Below are 21102 nucleotides of genomic sequence, written 5' to 3'. Positions count from 1 at the left end.
CTACTGCTAGTCTCCTCTGGTCTATTCCGTATTTGACGCTCCTTCTAATTACTGCTGGAGTTGTCCTTCTGCTTGTTAATGCAACGATGCCAAAGTCATTTAAGGCCGTGGGTTACGGACGTATGTTGGGAGGATATGTTGCGTTGGTTGTTGCCTCATCGTTAATCGTTGCGGTTCAGTTGAGCTATTCTGACCTGATCGATGCTGTGCTGGTACTCGTACCTACTACTTTGCTTGGTACTGTAGTTTTCATAATCCCTGTAGTGATTTTCTTGGAAGCTATAGGGCTCAATTGCAGTGTCGTCTTAGTTAGCGTAGAGATGGTGATTGTTTGTGCAATCACGTTTCTTGTTGAGCTTCAACTGGGACCATCTTTCGAAGTTCTTTTTTCTCGATGGTATCGGGGACTCCCCGATTTATTACCCCCTATTGCTGTGGCACTAATTGCTTTCTCTTTTGGTGCTCGTATTTCGATTTTTCCTAGGAAAAATCTTACCAATTGATCACTATCTCTGCCGGTTGGGGGGGTAAGAGCTTCCGATAACTACTGTATCGCGCACAGAATTGCCGGACGGGCATTTAGCTGGCTTCTAGACGTCAATGGCATTGATTGCGGCAGTCCGAGTGTTGTATTGCCTTTGTGCTTAGGTGAGACAAGCATAGTTCTCGAGCGCCCGCATCAAGAAGGTAGCACCGCTGGGTTGGATAAGTCTTTGCAGAGCCTAAGCTAGGCTCATAAGAACTTTCACAATTGGCTGTCTGCCCTAACCATAAATCTCGAATCGCCTGAGTTCATTCCCATAGAGCCCATCGCCCCCGTAACGCTTCAGTTGCCAAGGCCAGCTTTCATAGCCCATTGAGTACGGCAGTCACGATGGGTGCAGTGGGCATGGCGTCGGGTTCAAATCCAGGCGTAACACACCGAAGCTTCCATCCAAAGTCAGGCCACCTTAGTCTGGTTTGTCGCCCTAGTACATGGGTATGTTTTTCGCATAGAACCTGCGCTTGGCTCTTTCGCAGAGCCTTTCAAAGCTTGCCAATCTGCACAAACCACAAACCCCGAACCACCTGCGCAGAAGCAAACCCGATCTGCCCACCGCCGCCGCCCCCAGCCCCCGTCACACTCTCCAGCTGCCAGGGCCGGTTTTCATAACCGCCATTGAGCGCCTCGGTCACGGCTGAGGCCTTCTGCATGGCGTCGAGTTCAAACTCCAGGCGCAACACGCCGGCTGTTCCGTCGAGGTTGAAGCCGCGCAGGCGGACGCCGATTTCCTTGAGGTTTTCGGCTGAGGCAAATACCTTGTTGAGGTCTTGCTGCAGCAACTGAACGGCTTGCTCGGCGCTGGCCTGCCGCGGRTCTGCCGTGACAACACGCCGTGCATTGAGTTGGGTGATCTGCTGCTGGATGGCGGCGGCGCGGCTTTCGGTGTCGCGTGTTGCCCGATTCGTCTTCTGCCAGTGCAGGGCTACGACGCCTGCCAGGCACACAGCGCAGAGCGCAGCCGTTGCCCACACCCAGCGCCAGCGCTTGTCCGCGACAAAATCAATTTCAATCGTTTTCATGCGCTGTACCAGTAGCCGGCCCAACGCTTGGGGCCGGTAGCCATAGGCGGGTGGGCTGTGAGGCCAAAGCCGAGTCTGGCAAAGCCGCTGTCTTCCAGTCCGAGGCCTTGCAGCCATTGCTGGCTATGGGCGTACAAGGTGGCGGCATCCTGTTCACCTGGCAAGGTTGTGGTCTTGAAACCGTTCTTGCCATCGCTGGCGATCAGGGTGGCTGCATCAGGCTCAATCACCAGCAAGCCCTGGATGCCGCGCTGGCGGCTCAGTTTTGATTGTGTGGCGGTCGCCCACAAGGGCGACACCGACACCAGCCGGCAGCCCAGTTGCACCGCCCAGCGTTCCAGCTCCTGCCGCATGGGCAGAGCAATGGCCGCCGCGGCCCCCGGTGCTGTGGGGTCGATTTCGCAGGCGATCTGCTCCAGGTCTGTGCCCATGTCCCTGGCGGCCGATGCCAGGGCGATCTGCCGCCTTTCTTCCCAGCGGGTCACGCCTTCGGGGATCGCCACGGCGAGGGCGGGGCACCAGGCGCCGCTGAGGCTGATGCGCAGGCGGCTGCCTTTTTTGACGAGGGATTGCCCGCTGGAGGACGCACTCTCGGCCAGCCTGGCCAGCACGCGTTCCAGCGGCAGGGTGGTCGGGCTGCGCGAGACCATGGTTTCCCGGGCGCCGGCCTTGAGCATGGCCACGCCTTGGCCGAGGTAGACGTCCACCGTTTCAGACCAGACCGACCACACGGGCGACCTCCTCGAGTGTTGTCGTGCCTTGTTCGACCCTGGCCACGGCTTGCGCCAGCAGCCGGGTGCTGGCATCGCGGTAGACGGTTTCCTTGAGTTCGGTCATGGAGGTTTTTCTCACAATCAGGTCGCGCACGGCGTCTGTCAGTTCATGGACTTCGGCGACGACAAAGCGCCCGCGGTAGCCGGTTTGGCGGCAGTGGGCGCAGCCCTGGGCCTTGGGCAGTTGGGGCGGCACGGGCAGGCCCAGCGCGCTGAGCTTGTCGCGCTCGGCGGCTGTCGTGTCTTTCCATTGCACGCAATGGGGGCAGAGCTTGCGCAGCAGGCGCTGCACGACCACACCGTTCAGGGCGGAGGCCAGGGCGAAGGGGTCTATGCCGAAATGCTGGAAGCGCCCCAGCACGTCGAACAGGCTGTTGGCGTGCACGGTGGTGAAGACCAGGTGGCCGGTCAGCGAGGACTGGATGGCGATCTCTGCCGTTTCGGCGTCGCGGATTTCGCCGACCAGGATTTTGTCGGGGTCGTGGCGCAGGATGGAGCGCAGGCCGGTGGCGAAGGTCAGGCCTTTTTGTTCATTGACGGGGATCTGCAGCACGCCGGGCAGTTCGTATTCGACCGGGTCTTCGATGGTGACGATTTTTTCGAGGCCGTCATTGGCTTCGGACAGCGCGGCATAGACGGTGGTGGTCTTGCCGCTGCCGGTGGGCCCGGTGATCAGCAGCATGCCGTGCGGCCGGGTGGCCAGGGCGCGGATCGTGGCGGCGACCGCGCCGTCAAAGCCCAGCACGTCCAGCGACATGCTTTCTTCGGTGTGGCGTAATTGGGCCTTGTCGAGCAGGCGCAGCACGGCGTCTTCGCCAAAGATGCTGGGCATGATGGACACGCGCAGGTCTATGCTGTCGCCGTTTTTTTGCTGCCAGTGGATGCGTCCGTCCTGCGGGCGGCGGCGCTCGGTGATGTCGAGTTGGGCCAGCACCTTGATGCGCGAGATCACTTCCTCGGCGCGCTGCGGGTCGTCCAGCCTTTCGCCGGGCGCCATCACGCCGTCGAGCCGGTACTTGATGCTCACGCCTTTGCGGTCTTTTTCAAAATGGATGTCGCTGGCGCCTTCTTCATAGGCCTTGGCAATGGCCTGGTCGACGAACTGGACGACGGGGGAGGCGTCGTTCAGGTTGGCTGGCTTGGTGCTGCCTGCCGGCGCGGCGGGTGTCGCCGATGTCCGGGATTTTTTGAGGAAGGCGATTTGCCCGGGGCGGGCCAGGGCCAGCTGCCGGTGCGCCTGGGTGCTTCGGGCCAGCGCCAGCGTGGCCTCGGCGGACCAGGGGTCTTCGCAGAGCAGCAGGGTTTTGCCGTCCAGGGTGACCCTGATGCACACGTCGGCCATGCCGCCCGCGGCGGCTTCAGGCTTGACGCCGGGCCACTGGCCGTCGCTGATGACGGCGATGCCGTGCCCTTCGAGCAGCGTGGCGCTCAAGGCGGCTTCGCTGGCGGCCAGGGTGCTGAGCAGACCCTGCCACAGGTTGCCGTCCAGCGCGGGGGATTGGCGCAGCGCGGCTAGCGCCTGGTCGAATTCGCCCTGGGCAAGCAGCCTGGCGGGAAGGGGTGTGTTCATGGGTGCGGGGCCTTTTAGCGCAGGCTGGTGGCCATATCAAACACGGGCAGGTACATCATGACCACGATGGTACCCACCATCAGGGCGACCGCCAGCAGCAACAGGGGTTCGACGATGCGCGTGGTGCGCTCCACGAACAGCTCAAAGCGCTCGCCGTGGATGCGCGAGACCACGTCGGCCGCGAGATGGAAGTCGCCGTTGCGCTCGGCGGCGGCCATCAGGCGCCGCCCGACCTCGTCGCACAGGCTGGCCTGCGCCAGGGCCTGGGACACCAGGCCGCCGCGCTCTATCTGGCTCAGCGCCTGGGCCAGGCCGTTTTTGAGCTTGGGCGACAGGGCCGACTGGCTGGCGACGGCCATGGCGTCTGTCATGGGGTAGCCGCCCTTGAGCAGCAGGGCCAGCGCCTGGTACATCATGGCGAGCTGGAAATCCTCGATGCGCCGCTGTATCCAGGGAATCGAGCGCGCCGCCTGCACCACCAGCCGCTTGCCGTGGCCGCTCACGATGCCGTAGGCGAGCAGGATCGCCGCCCCCAGCAGGCCGCCCAGGACCAGCGCGCGGTTGTTGCCGATGAACCGGCTGAGCTCTATGGTCAGCGCGGTCGCGCCCTTGGAGGCGCCGCGAAGGTTTTCATACATGCCGGCGAAATTGGGCATGACGACCAGCAGCAGGAACAACGAGATGCCCAGGCCCAGCGTGGTCACCAGGGCGGGGTAGATGGACGCGCTGACGACCTTGGTGCGCAGCTCTTCCACGAGCTTGTTAAAGCGCAGGTAGTCGTCCAGCGCCTCGACGAGGTTGCTGGTGCGCTCGCCGGCGCGCACGGCCGCGATCAGCACGGCCGGTGTGCCGGGCAGCTCGCTGAGGGCGCTCGACAGCGACTGGCCTTGCTCCAGGCGCACCAGCAATGCCGCGGCGATGCCGTCGTTGCGGCCTTCCAGGCGCTGGCGGGCCGACAGCGTGTCCACGGCTTCGACCACGGTCATGCCGGCATGGATCAAGGTCCTGACCTCGCGGCAAAACATGGGAAAGGGGTTGCCCGCCAGTGGCAACCGGAAGGCCCAGGGTTTGGAGGCTGCGCGCACGCTGAGCACGGTCTGCCCCTGGGCCTGCAGCGAGGCCCTCAGGGACGGTTCGTTGGCGGCTTCCAGCAACTGTTCGCTGACAGCGGAGTCCCCCAGGCGCAGGCTTCGAACGTGGTACTGCATGATTGTGGCCTTTAGCGGCGGGGCGCTGTGGGCGCTGCTGGCGCGGTTTGCAGCAAGGGGGGGCGGTAGACAAACTCCCACTCGGCGTAGCGGCTGGCGGCGGGCAGCGACAGGGTGTCCAGTTCAAGGGCTGCGCTGCGGATGGGCTGCGCCGTCGACAGGCTGTGCACGCCTGCGATGCCGCCGTCTTCCGACATCACGATGCCCCAGTTGGCGGAGCGGGTCATGGGGTCGGGGTACACCTCCCGGATGTGGCGCCGGATGCCGACAAAGCGTTTGTCCTCCGTGAGGTCTTCCAGCGTGCGGGGCCAGCGTTTGAGGTTGCCGGGCGATGACTCGTAGTAAGCGCCTATGGCCTGCGCATAAGCCTGGCCGATGCGCAGCAGGTCGGCCTCGCGTTCGCGCAGGTCTTGCTGCGAGACATAGGTCATCACGCTTTGGGTGGAGAGCGCCAGGATCAGCAGGGCCGCCAGCACGGCGGCCATGGTGAAGCCGCGCTGGCTCCTCGCCAGCTTTGGCCGGTTGTGGGATTTACCAGCTCGCATAGTCGCTGCCGTCCCTGGCGCGCTGGGTGGCGCCGCTTTTGACGTCAAAAACGCCTTTGGAAGACTCCTTGGGCGGAATCAGCACCCAGCTATCCAGCCGCTTGGTGATGGGGTCCAGGGGCACGGCGCGGATATAGCGCTGCGCGACCAACTCATCCAGGGTCTCGGGGTAGCGCGCCTTGTCGCGGTAGAACTGGTCGATGGCGGTGCGCAGGCCCACGAGGTTTTGCCGCAGCACGGTTTCGCGGGCGTCGTCGACCCGGGACAGGTAGCGCGGCGCGACCATGCTGGCCAGGATGGCCAGCACGGCCATGACCACCAGCAGCTCGATCAAGGTGAAGCCGGCGCGCCGGCGCAAGGCCTGCATGGCGCCCCTTCGGCGGGATAGGGGCATGTCACCAGCTTGCATAGGGTGAGCCGTCCAGGCCGGTGGCGGGCGATGAAGAGTGGACGTCGTAGACATCGATGCCTGGCGAGGGCTTGGACGGCGGCGACGCATAGCTGCGCAGGCTCCAGGTCTGCTCGGCCGGCAGGCGCGCGTCGGCGAAAGGGTCGCGCGGGATCTGCCGCAGGAAGTATTGCATCTGGCCCTTGCCTTGCGGCCGGATATCGGGCGTGCCTTCGACCAGTGCCATGAGGCTGGCCGGATAGCCGTTTCCTCCAGCGGCGCCGGCCACCGCGCCGCGGTCGGCGGCGCGCTTGTAGTCGTCGATGGCGCCGCGGATTTCGCGCAGGGCCGCCCTCAGTTCGCGCTCCTTCTGCGCCGTGACCAGGGTTTCGCCCAGCGGCATGACGGCCGCGGCGAGCACGCCCAGCACCGCCATCACCACCAGCAGCTCGATGATGGTGAAGCCGCGCGACAGGCGCGGGGCGGTAGTGGGCGAAGGTGGCTTCATTTCACCTCAAGGCGCAAGGCGGGCAGCTCACCGATGGCCGCCGCGCCGCTCAAGGGAATGGGCTTGAGGCTGGTGATGCCCAGGTCGATGGGCCCGGCCGTTTTGGCCTTCAGGCGCAGCTGCAGCAGGCTGCCCTGGCCGGTCGCACCGTTGCTGTCGTTACTCAGGATGCCGGCGCCTATGCGGCCGGTTGTGGTGTTGACGGCCTGGGTGAAGCTGGTGGTGGCGCCCGATTGTTTGAAGAAGCTGCCTTCCGAGACGTCCAGCACCTCCAGGGACTGCGCCGGGAAGGAGATCTCGAGGGGAGCGCCGCGCAGCGGAGCGCCGGAAGACAGGTTCAGCGTGACCACGAATTCCGCGCCGGCCTTGATGTCGGCCGGGGCTTTCCAGGTGGCGAGGATGGGGCCGCTTGCGGCCGCCGCCTTTGCCGCGCCTGCCGCAGCTGCCCCTGCAAGCGCGGTGGAGGCGGCAGGCGTGTTTGCGGTGGGCTGGCTGCCGGCAGCGGTGGTGACGGCGGCTTCCGCGCCCGCCGCTTTGGCCAGGGGCACGCGTGCCGGCGAGGCCCGCAGCCGGGTCGCCATCTCGCTGCCCACCCACATTTCGGCTTGGGAAATATCGGGGTGGGGCGCGCTGCGCAGGATGCGGGGTGTGATGGCCAGGATCAGCTCGGTGCGCTGGTAGTCGTCTTTCTGGCTGGAGAAAAGGCGCCCCAGCACAGGCATGTCGCCCAGGCCCGGCACACGGTTGGCACTGGAGCGGTCCTCGTTGCTGATCAGCCCGCCCAGCAATTGGGTTTCGCCGTCGCGCAGCCTCAGGACTGTGTTCGCATTGCGGGTGCCGATCTGGTAGGCCAGCGATCCGGCGGCCGTGCGGACTTCCTTGGCGATGCTGCTGACCTCCAGCCCTAGCTTGATGGAAACCTCGTCGTCGGGCGAGACCACCGGTTCGACCTCCAGCTTGATGCCCACGTCCAGGTAGCTGATGCTTTCGGACAGGAAGGTGGCGGTGGAACTGGTGGTGACGACCGGCACTTTGTCGCCGATCAGGATCTTGGCTTTTTCGCGGTTTTTGGCGCGGATGCGCGGATTGGCCAGGACGTTGAAGTCGCCGACCTCGCGCCGCAGGTTGATCACCGTGTTGCCGATACCTACCCCAATGCGCTCCGAATTGAGGCTTCTCACGCTGCTGACCGTTAAGCCCGTGGCGCCGGGCAAGGGCAGGGGGGTGAGCGTGAGCGTGCTCGGGAAGTTGATGCCCAGTTCGGTGAGTCGCGCGGTTTTGACTTCGAGGATTTCCACCTCCATCATGACCTCGGCGTCGCCGATGTCGTGCAGCGCGACCAGGCGCTCGGCGAGGGCGATGATTTCCGGGCTTTCGCGCAGGGCGATCAGGTTGGCGCGCTCGTCCACGAAAGGGTCCTTGATGCGCAGTATGTTGCGCAGCAAAGCGGCGGTCGATTTGGCCTCGGCGTTTCCCAGGTGGAAAACGCGTATCACCTGCTCTTGGTGTTCCCGCTGCTTTTCAGGCGTGTTGGGGTAGATCAGCACGGTCTGCGGGTCTATGGTGCGCCGCGCCAGCTGGTGGGCGCCCACGACCAGGTCGATGGCGTCGTCGACCTTCGCCGAGCGCAGGTACAGGGTGACGCGGTTGTCCTGCTTGACGTCGCGGTCCAGGACGAAATTGATTCCGCTGCCGCGCGTGATGGCCTCCAGCACGGTGGACAGCGGTGCATTGCGGAAATCCAGCGTGATGGGGCGGCTTTCCGCCAGGCCGCGCCGGCCGGCGGGCTCGGTTTCAAAGCGCAGCTCGGCCTCAAGCCGGCGCTGCAGGGCCAGGAGCTCGGGCTGCCGTGGCGAATCGCGCAAACCCGCTTCCACCACCTGCAGGGCCTGCTCCCGTTTTTTGGCGTTCATCAGGTTCAGGGCCTCGTCCAGGCTTTTTTCGGCGCGGCGCTGGGCGGTGATGTCGTTTTGCAGGGCCATGATCCGTTCGTTCTTCGGATCCAGGGCCTGGGCGCGCAACAGGGTGTTGTCGGCGTCGTCAAAGCGGCCCGTCGCGCGCTGCTGTATGGCCTGGGCGATGAGCCGGGAGATCGCCTCGTTCTGCGCCGAGATCAGGGTTGCCCGTAACGCCGTGTTGTCGGGGTATTTGGCCAGGCCTTCCTGAAGACCCTGGAGCGCGCCTTCATAGTCGCCCTGGCGCATCTTGGCGTTGACGTCATCGCGGACAAATTGTGCGCATCCCGTGAGCACAAAAAAGGAAGCCAGGCTGCTCCAGGTCGCCAGTTGCAGTGTGCGGAGTTTCATCGGATCTCGTAGGTGGGAGGAGCAGGGAGGTCAAAACGGGTATTGAAATTCATGGGCAGGTAGCTCAGCTCCACGGCCCGGTCGTGGATAGCGTTCACCCTGTACCCATTGGGCAGGGTCTGGCCCACCGACAGGGAAACCGTGGTGTCGCCCACCGCCACAAAAACGATCTGGCTTCCGTCAGGGGCGGTCATCCTGCCCGCGTATTGCAGGTTCAAGGGAGGCGGAGAGGGCGGGGGCGGGGCGACCTGGACCGGTTTGGGTGCGACGACGACCGGCGCGGGCGGCGCCACGGGGGCGAAAGGGTCGCGGCTGGCGGCCTCCAGGGCGGGGCGCTCGAGGATGGACGGCAAAAGCGATGGGAGCCTGGACGATGCCCTGGCGGTGCCTGGCGTGCGCGCGGAGGGAACGTCTACAGGAGCAGGCGCCGGTGGCGGTGCAAAGGCCCAGATGCCGATCGCGACCGCGCCCACCAAGGAATAGATCCATCGCCGGCTCGCCATCTCAATCCCTGACGAAAAGAACCAGTGCCAGCTGGATTTCCTGGCGCAAGGCGTCATTGGGCAGCCCGCGCAGGGAGAGTGTCTGGACACCCAGGGAGGGATAACGGCCCAGCATTTCGGCCAGCCAGCTTTTCATTGACGTGTAGTCGCCGCTGGCGGTGAGATTGAACTGGACTTTGCGGATCAACCCAGGTGAGGGCTCGGTCACCGCGATGGACAAGGAGGCCACCTGGATTTTCAGGGCCTGGGCATGCCGCCCCATGTCGCGCACGACCTCATCGGCGCTGGCAGCGAGGGGCAGGGTTTGCATGAAGTTGCCGGCCGACCTTTTTTTCTCGTCCTGCGCAAGGATTTTCAGGCGGGTTTCCAGTGCCCGCAGCTCAGCTTGCTGCTGCCTTGACTTTTCAGCGGTCCCATACACCAGCAGGCCCGCCACCCCGGACATTGCCAATACCGCCATGCATGCCGCTGCCACATGGAAGCGCAAAGGCCACCTTCGCATGGGAATGTTGAAAAGGGAGCGCATGGGAGACGGTTAGCCGGGGAATTGCAAGCGGTTGTGACGAATGTGACAGCCCCTGGATTCTATGTGACCCATGCTCCCCTTGGCCGCTTGTTACGTGTCGGGCCAAGCTGCCTCCTTCGAATGGAGGAGGTCCGTGCGCCGCCCCCGGCAACAGGCCTGCACGCAGCACGCTTGGGTATCATGCCCGCATGGCTTCCAGGGGATACGCGCAAAATCAACTCACGCAAACCCGTCGTGCCGCGCAGCTGTGGGTGGTCGAGTGGTGGCGGCTGGTGCATTTGGGGGCCTTGATCCTGGTGCTGACGCTGTCGCCTTCGAGTTACAGCCCGCAAAGCCGCGCGATTCTGGCGCGCCATATCTATCTCAACACCGCGCCCATTCTTTTGGGGTTCACGGTGCTGTGCGCGCTGGTGACGGTGGTGCTGACGCGCATCGTGCTGGTGACGGCGCTCAGCTATGGGCTGTCGCAGTATGCGCTGCAGGTGGTGATCCGGGTGCTGGTGCTGGAACTCATTCCGCTGACGGCTGCCCTGTTTGTGGCGCTGCGCTGCACGATTCCCGACGGGGCCGAGCTCACGGCCATGCAGGCCAGCGGCGAGCTGGACGAGATGCGGCGCAAAGGCATCGAACCCGTGCGGCGCGAGGTGTTGCCGCGCGTGGTGGCGGGCATGTTCTCGGGCATCACGCTGGCGGCGCTGAGCTGCGTGGTGGCGCTGGTGGTGGCCTACCTGGCCACTTACGGTTTTGGGCTGTCCGGCCTGGCGGCTTACACGCGGCTGTTCGGCCAGGTGTTCAGCCCGGCGGTGACGCTGATCTTCGTGCTCAAGACCTTGTTCTTCTGTCTGGCGGTGTCCTTGATTCCCATGGCCTCGGCCTTGTACGGCATGTCCGAGGCCAGTGTGCGCACCAGCGCCGAGATGCGCGGCTTGGTGCGCATGTTCGCGGTGATACTGCTGATTGAAATCGCGTCGCTGGTCGGCAATTACTATTGACCAACAAGAACCCAATAAGAATCCGGCAAGAAAAAAGCACACCCATGAGTTCTCCCCACGACAATTCGAACCCATCGCCCGGCCGGCCGGACCCGTTGCAACCGGCGCGCGAGGCCGAATCCTCGCCTGCGGAAATCGCCAACCTGGAATTCAAGGCCAGGCTGCTGTTGATTTTCATGGTGCTGCTGGTGTGCGGCTCGGCGCTGTATGTGATGTATGCGCGCGGCGCGTTTGAATCGACCCAGCGGCTGGTGTTGGTCGCCGACGATTCCGACGGCGTGGTGGTCGGCATGGACCTGACCTTCTCGGGTTTCCCGATTGGCCGGGTCAACCGTGTGGAGCTGGCCCCCGACGGCAAGGCGCGCATCCTGGTCGATGTGGCCGCCAAGGATGCCCACTGGCTGCGTACCAGCAGCGTGTTCACGCTGGTGCGGGGGCTGGTCGGCGGGACCTCCTTGCGCGCCTACACCGGGCTGCTGAACGACCCGCCGCTGCCCGAAGGGGCGGAGCGCACGGTGCTGCTGGGTGACGCCGCCGCGGAGGTGCCCAAGGTGGTCGCCGCCGCCAAAGAGCTGATCGAAAACCTCAACACCCTGACCGGCGACGGCGGCGCGGTGGGTGCCAGCCTGGGCAACCTGAAAACCCTGACTGATCGGCTCAACGGCCCGGGCGGCGCACTCACGGTGCTGCTGGGCAGCGAGGCCGAAGCGAAGAAATTCGCCGCCACGCTGGACCGCACCAATGCCTTGCTCACCAAGCTGGACGGGCTGGCCGCCAAGACTGATACCCAGGTCTTCGGCGACAAGGGCCTGATGCCGGAAACGCGCGCGACCGTGGTGCAGCTCAATGCCATGCTGGGCGAAGCGCGTACCAGCCTCAAGAAGGTCGATGCGCTGCTGCAGGATGCGCAGGCCGTGACCCGCAACGCCAAGGTGGCGACCGACGACCTGGGCGCGCTGCGCGCCGACGTCGAGGCCAGCCTGCGCAAGGTGGAGGGCCTGATCAACGAGATCAGCCGCAAATGGCCTTTCGCCAAGGATGCGAGCGAGGCGGAGATGAAACTGCCATGAACACCTTTTTGATCAAACCCGCTGCGCTGCTGCTGGCCGTGATCGCCGCCGGGCTGCTGGCCGCCTGCTCCAGCGGGCCGCGTGCGCCCGACTGGCAGCTTGAAGCCAAGGGCTCCATGGACCGGTCCGTCGCCGCCTACATGGAAGGCAACAGCCGCGTGGAGATGGCCGAGCTTGAGCGCGCACGCGGCCAGCTCACGCGCTCGGGCCGCGCCGACCTGCTGGCCACGGCTGAGTTGCTGCATTGCGCGACACGCGTTGCCAGCCTGGTTCTTGATGAGCCTTGCACGGGTTTTGAAAAACTGCGGCCTGACGCCACAGAGGTGCAGCGTGCTTATGCCGACTACCTCAAAGGCCAAGTGGCGCCGCAGGGCATCGCGCTGCTGCCCGAATCGCAGCGTGCCGCCGCAGCCGGCAGTGCGGGCGCTCTGGCCGGCATCACCGACCCGCTGTCGAAATTGGTGGCAGCCGGTGTGCTGCTGCAGACCGGCAAGGCCGACCCGGCCGTGATCCGCCAGGCGATTGATACCGCTTCGGCCCAGGGCTGGCGGCGTCCGCTGCTGGCCTGGCTGGGCGTGGAGCTGCGCCGGGTAGAGCAGGGTGGCAACGCGGCAGAAGTCGACCGCCTGCGCCGGCGCATCGAACTGACGCAAAACATGCCCGCGCCCGGCAAGCCGTGAAGGAAGCACCGTGAGTTACCAGCTCAGGCTGTACGCCTATGAAGATGCGTCCGAAGGAGAGTTGCAGGCCGCCGAGCAGCGCTTCAGGACGGCGCTGGAGGCCGCGCTGGGCCATGAAAGCCTGGTGCTGCCGGTGTACAACGCTTATATGCGGCTGGTCGCAACTTACGGCGAAGCACCGGCGGAAGATGTGCTGTCGTCCGATGAGCAGGAGGTGTTCAGCCAGTGGCAGGCGGCGGAACTGGCTGCGGTGACCGCTGCGTTGGGGCCGAACCGCTATATGGGTGATGCGCAGTTCGAGATTCGTCCGGCATAGGGGCCCGACAAACTCTCCTGGAATCTTGCTCCCTCTCCCTCTGGGAGAGGGTTGGGGTGAGGGCCGCAGCCTGTGGATGAGCCTGTGCAACTTTTATCGCCGCTGGCCCTCACCCCCGCCCTCTCCCAGAGGGAGAGGGAGTAAAACGCCTCAGGGCGAGCGGCTCAGGCGCGGCGAGGCCAGCGCCTGCAACTGGTCCGAGATCGCTGTCTCGACCGCGGGAACCTGCTTGAACAGCTGTGTTTTTTCGAGCGCAGCGTGCAACTGCCGTAAATCCTTGCTGCTGGTGGTGGCCTTGATCTGGGCGATGGCCGCTGTGGTGTTGCCGGTTTTAAGCACGGCCAGCATCTTTGTCACCCAATCGCTGGCGGCGGGTCGTTTCTGGTTCATGCGGCATTGTAGGACGGCCCTCCAAGACAAAGGGTGCTCAACTGGAGAGGGGACTTGACCTTGAGTGCACTCAAGGACTTTTAATTCCTGCAAGCCCTCGCGACGTGCAGGGCCTCACACCCGGTGCAACGGGCATTCCAGGAGATTCCTCATGAGCACAGCACCTATCCCCACCACCACCGAGGCCAACAGGCAGCACATCCAGCAAATCATGGCCGAACTGGACAAAGGCAACGGCAAGCCATTTGTCGAGGCCATGGCCGATGATTTTTCATGGACGATTCCCGGGGGCACGCCGTGGTCGCGCACTTACCGCGGCAAGCAGCAGGTCCTCACGGAGCTGCTGCAGCCTTTGTATGCCCAGTTCGCCACGCCTTACATCAGCACCACACGCCGCGTGATGGCGGACGGCGATATGGTCATCATTGAATTCGACGGGCGCGTCACCACCAAAGCCGGCAAGGCCTACAACAACCATTACTGCTATGTCTGCCGCATGGCGGACGGGCAGATGAAAGACCTGATGGAGTACCTGGACACAGCGCTGGTGAGTTCGGTGCTTGAGGCTCCTTCATCTCCCGTGCCATTGAGTTCCGCGCATGCCGCCTGAACCGCAGGTTCTATAGTGACGCATGGCTGAAACCTTCCTGATCGGGCAACTCGCCGCGCGCACCGGGCGCAGCGTGCACACCATACGCTGGTACGAGGCGCAGGGCCTGATCCCCGGCGTGGCACGCGACGGCGGGCGGCGCCGCGTTTACGGCGAACTGCACATCAGCTGGCTGGAACTGATGGACAGGCTGCGGCGCACCGGCATGTCGATTGCGGAAATGCGCGAATACACCGCGCTGGTCAAGCAGGGCAGCAGCACGCTGGCCAAGCGGCAGGCGCTGCTGTCGGCGCACCGTGAGCAGGTCAGGGACATGATTGCCGAATGGCAGCAGGCGCTCAGGCTGCTGGACAGCAAGATCGATTTTTACGATGAATGGGTGGCGTCGGGCAAACGGCCGGCGGTCAAGGTGGCGCAGCGCGCGGGCACAGCGCTCACGTCCCGGCCCAAGGCGAAGACGCGCCGGCCTGTGAAGGCTTAGCCGGCGGGAGAATCCAGCGCGTCCAGCAGAACGCGCAAGCCGGCCAGCGCCGTTTCGCCGCCTTCCATCTGCGCCCGCACGATGGCGCCGTCAACGGCCAGCGCCGCCGCGCCGGCGACGGCTTGCTGGCGCGGGCCGGCCGGCAGCAGGCCGGCAATGACCTGGCGCATCTCGTTTTTGTGGTTTTGCACGATCTGCGCGACGCCGGGCAGGGCGGCCGCTTCGGCCGTGGCGTTGATGAAGGCGCAGCCGCGAAACAGCGGGTCAGCAAACCATTCGGCCAGCGCGGGCAGCAGCGGCGCCAGGCCGCCGCCCGACACCGCGCCGTGCCGCCCCAGGGCGTCGACAAACCAGGCCATCCAGCGTTCGTGGCGGTAGTCCAGGAAGGTGCGGATCAGCTCGTCTTTGCTTGGAAAGCAGCGGTAGAAGGTGAGCTTGGCCACGCCCGACTCGGCAATGATGCGGTCTATGCCGGTGGCGCGCAGGCCGTCACGGTAAAACAGGTCGTGCGCGGTGAGCAGGATGCGCTCGCGTGGGGAGGGGGCTGAAACGTCCATGGTGGTGATTGTAGACAAGTCTGTCTACCTGTGCCAGAATTTCGACAGGTAGACAGACTTGTCTACTTTCTTTGCTACTTCCACCTCCCCCATTCAAAGGATGCTTCCATGGAAACCCGGCCACCGCTCCCACCCTTCACCCACGAGACCGCGGTGCAGAAAGTCCGCGCCGCCGAAGACGGCTGGAACACGCGCGACCCGCAGCGCGTGTCGCTGGCCTACACGGCGCAAAGCCACTGGCGCAACCGCGCCGAGTTCGTCACCGGCCGCGAAGAAATCGTCGGCCTGCTCTCGCGCAAATGGGCGCGCGAGCTGGACTACCGCCTGATCAAGGAGTTGTGGGCCTTCGGCGGCAACCGCATTGCCGTGCGTTTTGCCTACGAGTGGCATGACGATGCCGGCAACTGGTTCCGTTCCTACGGCAACGAGAACTGGGAATTCGACGAGAGCGGCCTGATGGCGGTGCGCCACGCCAGCATCAACGACCTGCCCATCAAGGCGGCAGATCGCAAGTTTCACTGGCCGCTGGGGCGCCGACCCGACGACCACCCGAGCCTGAGCGACCTTGGCTTGTGAGGGGGTGGGGGCGGGGCTGTAGAATCCGTGTCCCCCATGCGCACCGTGTTGTCGCTGCGTGACCCGAATTTGCCCCCGGCTGCCCCCGACTGCCGCCGGGGCGCCCGACCCGAGTGATAGCGCTTTGACTGATTCCCACACCCCAACGGCCGGCCCGGCCAACGAATCCCCCCAGGACGACGAGCCCACCATTCAGGAGGCGCGGCTTTGGCGCGGCGACGGCTGGACGGCCAAGGTCATCAAGAATGAAGACGACGACGGCTGGGCCGTCGCCATGATCAAGGACGGCGAGCCCGAGCCTGCGCTGGTCGGCCCTTGGACCATGGGCCGTGACAAGAAGAACCCCAAGCCGCTCGATGGCCCCGCCTTCAGCACGCTGGTGAAAACCGCCTCGGAATTCGTGCGCCGGCACGAGCAGCAATTGCACGCCACGCTGCACCAGAGCATCACCGTGACCGCCAATGCGGCGCGTGTCACCGTGACGCTGGACATCGTTCCCGACGAGGACAACCCGCACGGCCTGCTCAGCGCTGCCGACGAGGCCGGCGAGCCACTGGCGCAGGTGCGCGTGGCGCCGTCCTTCAAGCTCAACCGCGCCAGCGCCGTGGCGTGGGCCGAAAGCGGCTTTGCCAAGCCGGCAGGCCGGTGAGCGCTCCCAAGGCCTGCGGCATAGACTTCGGCACCTCCAATTCGACGGCGGGCTGGAGCCGGCCCGGGCTGCCCGCGCTGCTGCCGCTGGAAGGCGGCAAGGCGACGTTACCTTCAGTGGTGTTTTTCCATGCCGAGGACGAGCATGTGAGCTACGGCCGCGCGGCTCTGGCCGACTACCTGGCCGGTTACGAAGGGCGCTTGATGCGCTCGCTCAAAAGCCTGCTGGGCACCTCCATGATCGACGACCATACCGAAGTGGCCGGCCGTGCGCTGCCCTTTCGGGTGCTGCTGGCGCAGTTCATCGGCGAACTGAAGCACCGCGCCGAAAAAGCCGCGGACCAGGCCTTCAGCCAGGCGGTGCTGGGCCGCCCAGTGTTCTTCGTGGACGACGACCCGCAAGCCGACAAGAAAGCCGAAAACACCCTGGCCGAAATCGCTCATGCGGTGGGCCTCAAAGACATCGCCTTCCAGTACGAGCCGATCGCGGCCGCCTTCGATTACGAATCGCACATCAGGCGCGAAGAACTGGTGCTGGTGGTGGACATAGGCGGCGGCACCTCGGACTTCGCCTTGGTGCGCCTGTCGCCGGAGCGGGCGCAAAAAACCGAGCGGCGGGACGACATCCTGGCCAGCGGCGGCGTGCACATAGGCGGCACCGACTTCGACAAATACCTGAGCCTGGCCAGCGTCATGCCCACGCTGGGCCTGGGCAGCCGGCTGGCGAGCGGGCTGGAGGTGCCGTCGGCCCAGTATTTCAACCTCGCGACCTGGCACACCATCAACCAGGCCTACAGCAAAAAATCCTGGACGCAGATCAGCGATATCCGGCGCGGCGCGGTCGACAAGGACAAGCTGGACCGCCTGCAAAACCTGGTGCGCGAGCGCGCCGGCCATTGGCTGGCGATGCAGGTCGAGGCGGCCAAGATCGCACTGTCCGATGCGCCCGAAGCCGTCATGGACCTGGGGCGCATCGCCCCGGGCGAGACGCTTACCTTGCACCGGCCCGACTTTGACGGCGCCATCAGCGAGCTTGTCGGCACGGTGGCGCGCACCGTCACGGGGCTGCTCAGGGACGCTGGTGTCGATGGCGACGATATCGACACCGTGTTTTTCACCGGTGGCTCCAGCGGCGTGCCTTTGCTGCGCGAGCAGATTTCCGCACTGTTGCCCCAGGCGCGCAGCGTGGAAGGCGACCGTTTCGGCAGCATTGGCGCCGGGCTGGCGCTTGATGCGGTGCGCAAGTTCGGCTAGGTGAAGCGGCCGGCTTAAAGCAGGCTCATGAAGCGCGCCAGGGCCGGCCCCGGGTGCTCATCCCGGCGGCGGATAAACAGCGTCTTCACGGCAAAGCGTTTGCCTTTTGAGGGGTGGCACCTCAGGGCCGAGCGGTTTGCCGCGCTTTCGACGACCGAGCGCGGCAGCAGCGAGATACCCACCTCGGCGGCCACGCAGCCCAGTATGCCTTCCAGCGTGCCCATCTCAAGGCGGGTGAAGCGGGGCCATCCGCGTTCGCTGAGAATTTGCTCAAAGCGCTGGCGGTAAGCGCAGCCGGTCTTGAACATGATGGCCGCCGCGCCGTTTTCCAGGCGCCGGCCGAGTTCGCCGGCGCGTGTCCAGTTGGCCGACGACACCAGCACCAGCTCTTCCTCAAAAGCCACCTGGCTGAGCAGCAGATGGTTGTCCAGCGGCCCCGCGATGAAGGCGCCGTCCACGCGCCGTGAGAGGACCGCGTCTATGAGGGTGGCGGTGGGGCCGGTCTCCAGCGAGAGGGCCACGCCCGGAAGCTCGCGGCGGTAGGCGGCCAGAAGAACCGGCAAGCGAACGGCGGCGGTGGTTTCCATGGAGCCCAGGGTCAGGCAGGCGGGGGCTTCTTCTTCTCCTTTTGCCGCGGCCTGGGCTTCGCCCATCAGCGACACGATGCGGCTCGCGTAAGGCAGCAGCCGCTGGCCTGCGCGCGTGAGTTCCATGCCCCGGCTGTGGCGGGTGAACAGGGTGAGCCCGAGTTCGTTCTCAAGCCGCCGGATGCGCTGGGTGATGTTGGACTGCACGGTGTGCAGGGATTGCGCGGCGCAGGTGATGCCCCCTTCGGTGGCGACCGCGGCAAATGTTTTCAGTCCCAGTACATCCATAAAACCCTCCGGGCAAAGCCAGCCTTAAGCCATCACGAAAAGAGAACGCAGGAATCAGAACAAATCATTATTACGGAAACATCATGATAGATACAGTTTGTTTCTGATATTCACATTTCTCTTGGGACGGGCTAGCAGGCATGAACCAGCTTTTCAGTGATTTGCACCATGGCGGCGCGATCGCGGCCATTTTTTCCGAGCAGGGTTTTGTCGAGCGCTGCCTGCGCTTTGAGCGGGAGCTGGCCGGCGTCCAGGCGGAACTGGGTGTCATCCCCCATGAAGCGGCGAAAGAGATCGACCGCGTTGCCCGCATCGAAAACATCGACCTGGGCCAGCTCAAGCGCAAAACGCAGTTTGTCGGGCTTCCCATGGTGGGCCTGATCAACCAGGTCGTGGCGCTTTGCCGCGATGACCTGGGCCAATATGCCCATTACGGAGCGACCACACAGGACGTCATGGACAGCGCCCTGGCGCTGCAAATGCAGGAGGCCCTGGCCCTGGTGGGCGATTCGCTCACGCATATTTCGGCGGCGCTTGACGGGCTGGCCACGGAGCACCAGCGCACGCTGCAAGCCGGCCGCACCAACCAGCAACATGCCTTGCCGGTGACCTTCGGCTTCAAGGCCGCGGTCTGGAATAGCGGCGTGCGCCGGCAGCTGGACAGGCTTGCCCAGGTTGTCCCGCGCGCGGCCACGGGCCAGCTGGGGGGCGCGGTGGGTACGCTCGCCTCGTTGTCCGGCACAGGGCATGAGACCCGGCAGCGCCTGATGCGCAGGCTGGGCCTGAATGAGCCCGAACTGGCCTGGCACTGCATGCGCGACGGCCCGGCCGAGGCGGTGCTGTTCCTGTCCCAGGTCGCCGCGACGCTGGGCAAGATGGGCCGCGATATGCTGGTGCTTTCCAGCACCGAGGTGGGCGAACTCGCCTTCGCCCCGGGCCGGGGCGCCAGCAGCACCATGCCGCAAAAAAACAACCCGGTCGCGGCATCCTCGGTGGTGGCGCTGTCAAGAATGCTGTTTCATGCCGCGCCCATGATGCTGGATGCGTCGCTGGTGGAAAACGAGCGTTCGCTGGATGCCTGGTATGTGGAGCTGCATGCCGTGCCGCTGTGCTTTTCACTGATGGGCGCGCTCCTGGCCCAGGCCACCACCATGCTGGAGGAAGCCGTGGTGAATCCGGCCAGCATGGCGCGCAACATTGCCCTGACCGGCGGCGCCATCGTCACCGAGACGCTGCAGATGGAACTGGCGCGCGACATCGGGCTGAACCGCGCGCATGAACTCGTCGCGCGCGCCTGTCAAAAGTCAAAGCAGGAGGGCGTTTCGATCGCGCGGGCCCTGGTGATTTTGCAGCCGGGGCTGGACGAGGCCGCGCTCGATTCGCTGCTGGACGTGCACAGGCACACACCGTTCTCGGTGCGGGAAATCGATGCATCGCGGCGCCCGTCCGCCGCCCGGCCCTGAGGCGGGCCGCACGATCCGGCCTTTTCCAGGAACCCCAGTAACCCCAGGAGGAAATCATGTCCAGAGCCCTGTGTCTTGCCTTCATGTGTGTTTGCTGCGTTTTGAATGCCGCGCCGGCATGGGCGCAGGAGGCCTATCCCGCCAGGCCCATCACCATCATCGTGCCCTTTGCGGCCGGCGGCCCCATGGACAAGCTCGCGCGGGAGCTGTCCGGGCCGCTGCAGGCCCAGTTCAAGCAGCCGGTACTGGTGCAAAACCTTTCAGGTGCCGGCGGCAACCTGGGAACCGCCATTGCCATGCGGGCGCAGGCCGATGGCTACACCCTGCTGATGGGCCACATCGGCATGGCCACCTCGCCGGCCCTCTACCGCAACCTGGGTTTCAAGCCTGATACCGATTTCGCGCCGCTGGGCGTGGTGGTCGACACGCCCCTGGTGCTGACGGCGCGGCCGCAGGTGCCGGCGGATTCCCTGGTGAGCCTGGTGCGATGGATGGCGACGCAGCCGCAGGTCAAGCTGGCGCATGCGGGCATAGGGTCCTCGTCGCACCTGTGCGGGTTGCTGCTGCAGTCCGAATTGAAACTCAGCATCACCACCGTGCCTTACCGCGGCAGCGCGCCCGCGGTGGCGGACCTGCTTGGCGGCCACGTCGACATGATGTGCGACCCGACGCCGACCACGGTGGGTCACATCCAGGCCGGCAAGCTCAAGGCCATCGCGGTGACGGCGGCCAGACCCCTTGCCGGCACGCCGCTTGCGGCCGTTCCCACCATGGCGCGCTTCGGCATACAGGGCATGGAGCTGAGCATCTGGTTCGCCCTCTATGCGCCCCGGGACACACCTCAGCCTGTCCAGCAGCGCATCAACGATGCCTTGAGGGTTGTCATGAAGAGCGATGTTTTCAGGCGGGCGCAAATCGCCTCCGGCATCCAGGTGGTCGATGACGAGCGTGCAACGCCGGCCGGGCATCGCGCTTTCTTGGCCCGGGAAATTGCCCGCTGGAAGCCCCTGATCAAGGCGGCCGGCGTTTACGCCGACTAGGGCTTACCCAGCCGGCGAAGCAGGGTGGAAGGCGAGCGCTTTGGCCGCTTTGGCGTGGGGTGGCGCTGGATGCGGTGCGCAAGCTCGGCTAAGGGTTTCACTCCCTCTCCCTCTGGGAGAGGGCAGGGGTGAGGGCTGCGGCCTGCGCATGAAACAGCGGTGTATTTGCCGCTGCTGGCCCTCACCCCAACCCTCTCCCTGAGGGAGAGGGGGGTAAAACCGGGCCGCGCCGCTTTTGCTGCCTTGGCCYACAACCGCGC

The 21102-nt window shown here is 65.0% G+C and carries 25 protein-coding genes; 12 read left to right on the top strand and 13 right to left on the bottom strand.

From position 1 onward, the window contains the following. Window positions 1–32 precede the first annotated feature (32 nt). On the top strand, window positions 33–503 hold the full coding sequence (locus AC1DXS_RS09365) for a hypothetical protein (RefSeq protein WP_477737239.1): 471 nt from the start codon (window positions 33–35) through the stop codon (window positions 501–503). 523 nt (window positions 504–1026) lie between these two features. Here AC1DXS_RS09365 and AC1DXS_RS09360 read toward each other — a convergent pair. Genes AC1DXS_RS09360 through AC1DXS_RS09315 form a run of 10 tightly spaced genes read right to left on the bottom strand, consistent with a single transcriptional unit; the run spans window position 1027 to window position 9866 of the window. Then, window positions 1027–1563, bottom strand: a complete 537-nt coding sequence (locus AC1DXS_RS09360; RefSeq protein WP_477737238.1) for a hypothetical protein — start codon at window positions 1561–1563, stop codon at window positions 1027–1029. After that, window positions 1560–2294 carry a hypothetical protein gene (locus tag AC1DXS_RS09355; protein ID WP_477737237.1) on the bottom strand — a complete coding sequence of 245 codons (735 nt, stop codon included), beginning with the start codon at window positions 2292–2294 and terminating at the stop codon, window positions 1560–1562. Before AC1DXS_RS09355 ends, AC1DXS_RS09360 begins: the two co-directional genes overlap by 4 nt. Next, a complete protein-coding gene (locus AC1DXS_RS09350; protein WP_477737236.1) occupies window positions 2275–3906 on the bottom strand; it encodes a GspE/PulE family protein in 1632 nt (543 codons plus the stop codon). The genes AC1DXS_RS09355 and AC1DXS_RS09350 overlap by 20 nt, the downstream gene beginning before the upstream one ends. A 14-nt stretch (window positions 3907–3920) precedes the next feature. Continuing rightward, complete coding sequence (locus tag AC1DXS_RS09345; protein WP_477737235.1) at window positions 3921–5114, bottom strand: type II secretion system F family protein; 1194 nt, start codon at window positions 5112–5114, stop codon at window positions 3921–3923. Window positions 5115–5125: 11 nt separating this feature from the next. After that, window positions 5126–5659 carry a hypothetical protein gene (locus tag AC1DXS_RS09340; protein ID WP_477737234.1) on the bottom strand — a complete coding sequence of 178 codons (534 nt, stop codon included), beginning with the start codon at window positions 5657–5659 and terminating at the stop codon, window positions 5126–5128. Continuing rightward, window positions 5646–6053 carry a type II secretion system protein gene (locus AC1DXS_RS09335; protein ID WP_477737233.1) on the bottom strand — a complete coding sequence of 136 codons (408 nt, stop codon included), beginning with the start codon at window positions 6051–6053 and terminating at the stop codon, window positions 5646–5648. Before AC1DXS_RS09335 ends, AC1DXS_RS09340 begins: the two co-directional genes overlap by 14 nt. Window position 6054: 1 nt before the next feature. Further along, complete coding sequence (locus AC1DXS_RS09330) at window positions 6055–6555, bottom strand: type II secretion system protein (protein WP_477737232.1); 501 nt, start codon at window positions 6553–6555, stop codon at window positions 6055–6057. After that, window positions 6552–8861, bottom strand: coding sequence for a cohesin domain-containing protein (locus AC1DXS_RS09325; RefSeq protein WP_477737231.1), 2310 nt, complete (start codon window positions 8859–8861; stop codon window positions 6552–6554). Before AC1DXS_RS09325 ends, AC1DXS_RS09330 begins: the two co-directional genes overlap by 4 nt. Then, the gene (locus AC1DXS_RS09320; protein ID WP_477737230.1) at window positions 8858–9364 is read right to left on the bottom strand and encodes a hypothetical protein; all 507 of its coding nucleotides are present in this window, start codon (window positions 9362–9364) and stop codon (window positions 8858–8860) included. Before AC1DXS_RS09320 ends, AC1DXS_RS09325 begins: the two co-directional genes overlap by 4 nt. A gap of 1 nt (window position 9365) precedes the next feature. Further along, window positions 9366–9866, bottom strand: a complete 501-nt coding sequence (locus AC1DXS_RS09315) for a hypothetical protein (RefSeq protein ID WP_477737229.1) — start codon at window positions 9864–9866, stop codon at window positions 9366–9368. Window positions 9867–10078: 212 nt separating this feature from the next. Here AC1DXS_RS09315 and AC1DXS_RS09310 point away from each other — a divergent pair, with 212 nt between their 5' ends. From AC1DXS_RS09310 to AC1DXS_RS09295, 4 genes are read left to right on the top strand one after another with little or no spacing between them, the layout of a single operon-like run. Continuing rightward, window positions 10079–10882: an MlaE family ABC transporter permease gene (locus AC1DXS_RS09310; RefSeq protein ID WP_477737228.1), complete on the top strand. Its 804-nt coding sequence runs from the start codon at window positions 10079–10081 to the stop codon at window positions 10880–10882. A gap of 44 nt (window positions 10883–10926) precedes the next feature. Next, window positions 10927–11952: an MlaD family protein gene (locus tag AC1DXS_RS09305; RefSeq protein WP_477737227.1), complete on the top strand. Its 1026-nt coding sequence runs from the start codon at window positions 10927–10929 to the stop codon at window positions 11950–11952. After that, on the top strand, window positions 11949–12632 hold the full coding sequence (locus tag AC1DXS_RS09300) for a hypothetical protein (RefSeq protein WP_477737226.1): 684 nt from the start codon (window positions 11949–11951) through the stop codon (window positions 12630–12632). Before AC1DXS_RS09305 ends, AC1DXS_RS09300 begins: the two co-directional genes overlap by 4 nt. 10 nt (window positions 12633–12642) lie before the next feature. Further along, window positions 12643–12948, top strand: coding sequence for a hypothetical protein (locus AC1DXS_RS09295; protein ID WP_477737225.1), 306 nt, complete (start codon window positions 12643–12645; stop codon window positions 12946–12948). Window positions 12949–13098: 150 nt separating this feature from the next. Here the strand turns inward: AC1DXS_RS09295 and AC1DXS_RS09290 are convergent, their stop codons facing one another. Next, the gene (locus AC1DXS_RS09290; protein ID WP_477737224.1) at window positions 13099–13338 is read right to left on the bottom strand and encodes a hypothetical protein; all 240 of its coding nucleotides are present in this window, start codon (window positions 13336–13338) and stop codon (window positions 13099–13101) included. A 151-nt stretch (window positions 13339–13489) separates the two neighbouring features. Here AC1DXS_RS09290 and AC1DXS_RS09285 point away from each other — a divergent pair, with 151 nt between their 5' ends. Both AC1DXS_RS09285 and AC1DXS_RS09280 read left to right on the top strand, forming a co-directional pair. Beyond that, window positions 13490–13948: a nuclear transport factor 2 family protein gene (locus AC1DXS_RS09285; protein ID WP_477737223.1), complete on the top strand. Its 459-nt coding sequence runs from the start codon at window positions 13490–13492 to the stop codon at window positions 13946–13948. Window positions 13949–13970: 22 nt separating this feature from the next. Then, window positions 13971–14429, top strand: coding sequence for a MerR family transcriptional regulator (locus AC1DXS_RS09280; RefSeq protein ID WP_477737222.1), 459 nt, complete (start codon window positions 13971–13973; stop codon window positions 14427–14429). On the opposite strand, the gene AC1DXS_RS09275 is transcribed toward AC1DXS_RS09280, so the two are convergent. Beyond that, window positions 14426–14986 carry a TetR/AcrR family transcriptional regulator gene (locus AC1DXS_RS09275; protein ID WP_477737221.1) on the bottom strand — a complete coding sequence of 187 codons (561 nt, stop codon included), beginning with the start codon at window positions 14984–14986 and terminating at the stop codon, window positions 14426–14428. The two genes, AC1DXS_RS09280 and AC1DXS_RS09275, sit on opposite strands and share 4 nt — an antisense overlap. A gap of 108 nt (window positions 14987–15094) precedes the next feature. Between AC1DXS_RS09275 and AC1DXS_RS09270 the strand changes: the two genes are divergently transcribed. The 3 genes from AC1DXS_RS09270 (at window position 15095) to AC1DXS_RS09260 (ending at window position 17464) form a co-directional block, all read left to right on the top strand. Further along, window positions 15095–15562 carry a nuclear transport factor 2 family protein gene (locus AC1DXS_RS09270; RefSeq protein WP_477737220.1) on the top strand — a complete coding sequence of 156 codons (468 nt, stop codon included), beginning with the start codon at window positions 15095–15097 and terminating at the stop codon, window positions 15560–15562. Between the two features lie 124 nt (window positions 15563–15686). After that, window positions 15687–16211, top strand: coding sequence for a hypothetical protein (locus AC1DXS_RS09265; RefSeq protein ID WP_477737219.1), 525 nt, complete (start codon window positions 15687–15689; stop codon window positions 16209–16211). Then, entirely contained in the window at window positions 16208–17464 is a 1257-nt protein-coding gene (locus tag AC1DXS_RS09260) for an Hsp70 family protein (protein ID WP_477737218.1), read from the top strand. The genes AC1DXS_RS09265 and AC1DXS_RS09260 overlap by 4 nt, the downstream gene beginning before the upstream one ends. 14 nt (window positions 17465–17478) lie before the next feature. On the opposite strand, the gene AC1DXS_RS09255 is transcribed toward AC1DXS_RS09260, so the two are convergent. After that, complete coding sequence (locus tag AC1DXS_RS09255) at window positions 17479–18339, bottom strand: LysR substrate-binding domain-containing protein (protein ID WP_477737217.1); 861 nt, start codon at window positions 18337–18339, stop codon at window positions 17479–17481. A gap of 140 nt (window positions 18340–18479) precedes the next feature. On the opposite strand from AC1DXS_RS09255, the gene AC1DXS_RS09250 reads away from it, so the two are divergent. Both AC1DXS_RS09250 and AC1DXS_RS09245 read left to right on the top strand, forming a co-directional pair. After that, a complete protein-coding gene (locus tag AC1DXS_RS09250; RefSeq protein ID WP_477737216.1) occupies window positions 18480–19802 on the top strand; it encodes a class-II fumarase/aspartase family protein in 1323 nt (440 codons plus the stop codon). Window positions 19803–19858: 56 nt separating this feature from the next. Next, on the top strand, window positions 19859–20842 hold the full coding sequence (locus AC1DXS_RS09245) for a tripartite tricarboxylate transporter substrate-binding protein (protein WP_477737215.1): 984 nt from the start codon (window positions 19859–19861) through the stop codon (window positions 20840–20842). Window positions 20843–21102 lie beyond the last annotated feature (260 nt).

Source organism: Polaromonas sp. P3_B1, assembly GCF_056402935.1.
This window is presented reverse-complemented; position numbering and strand designations above follow the sequence as displayed.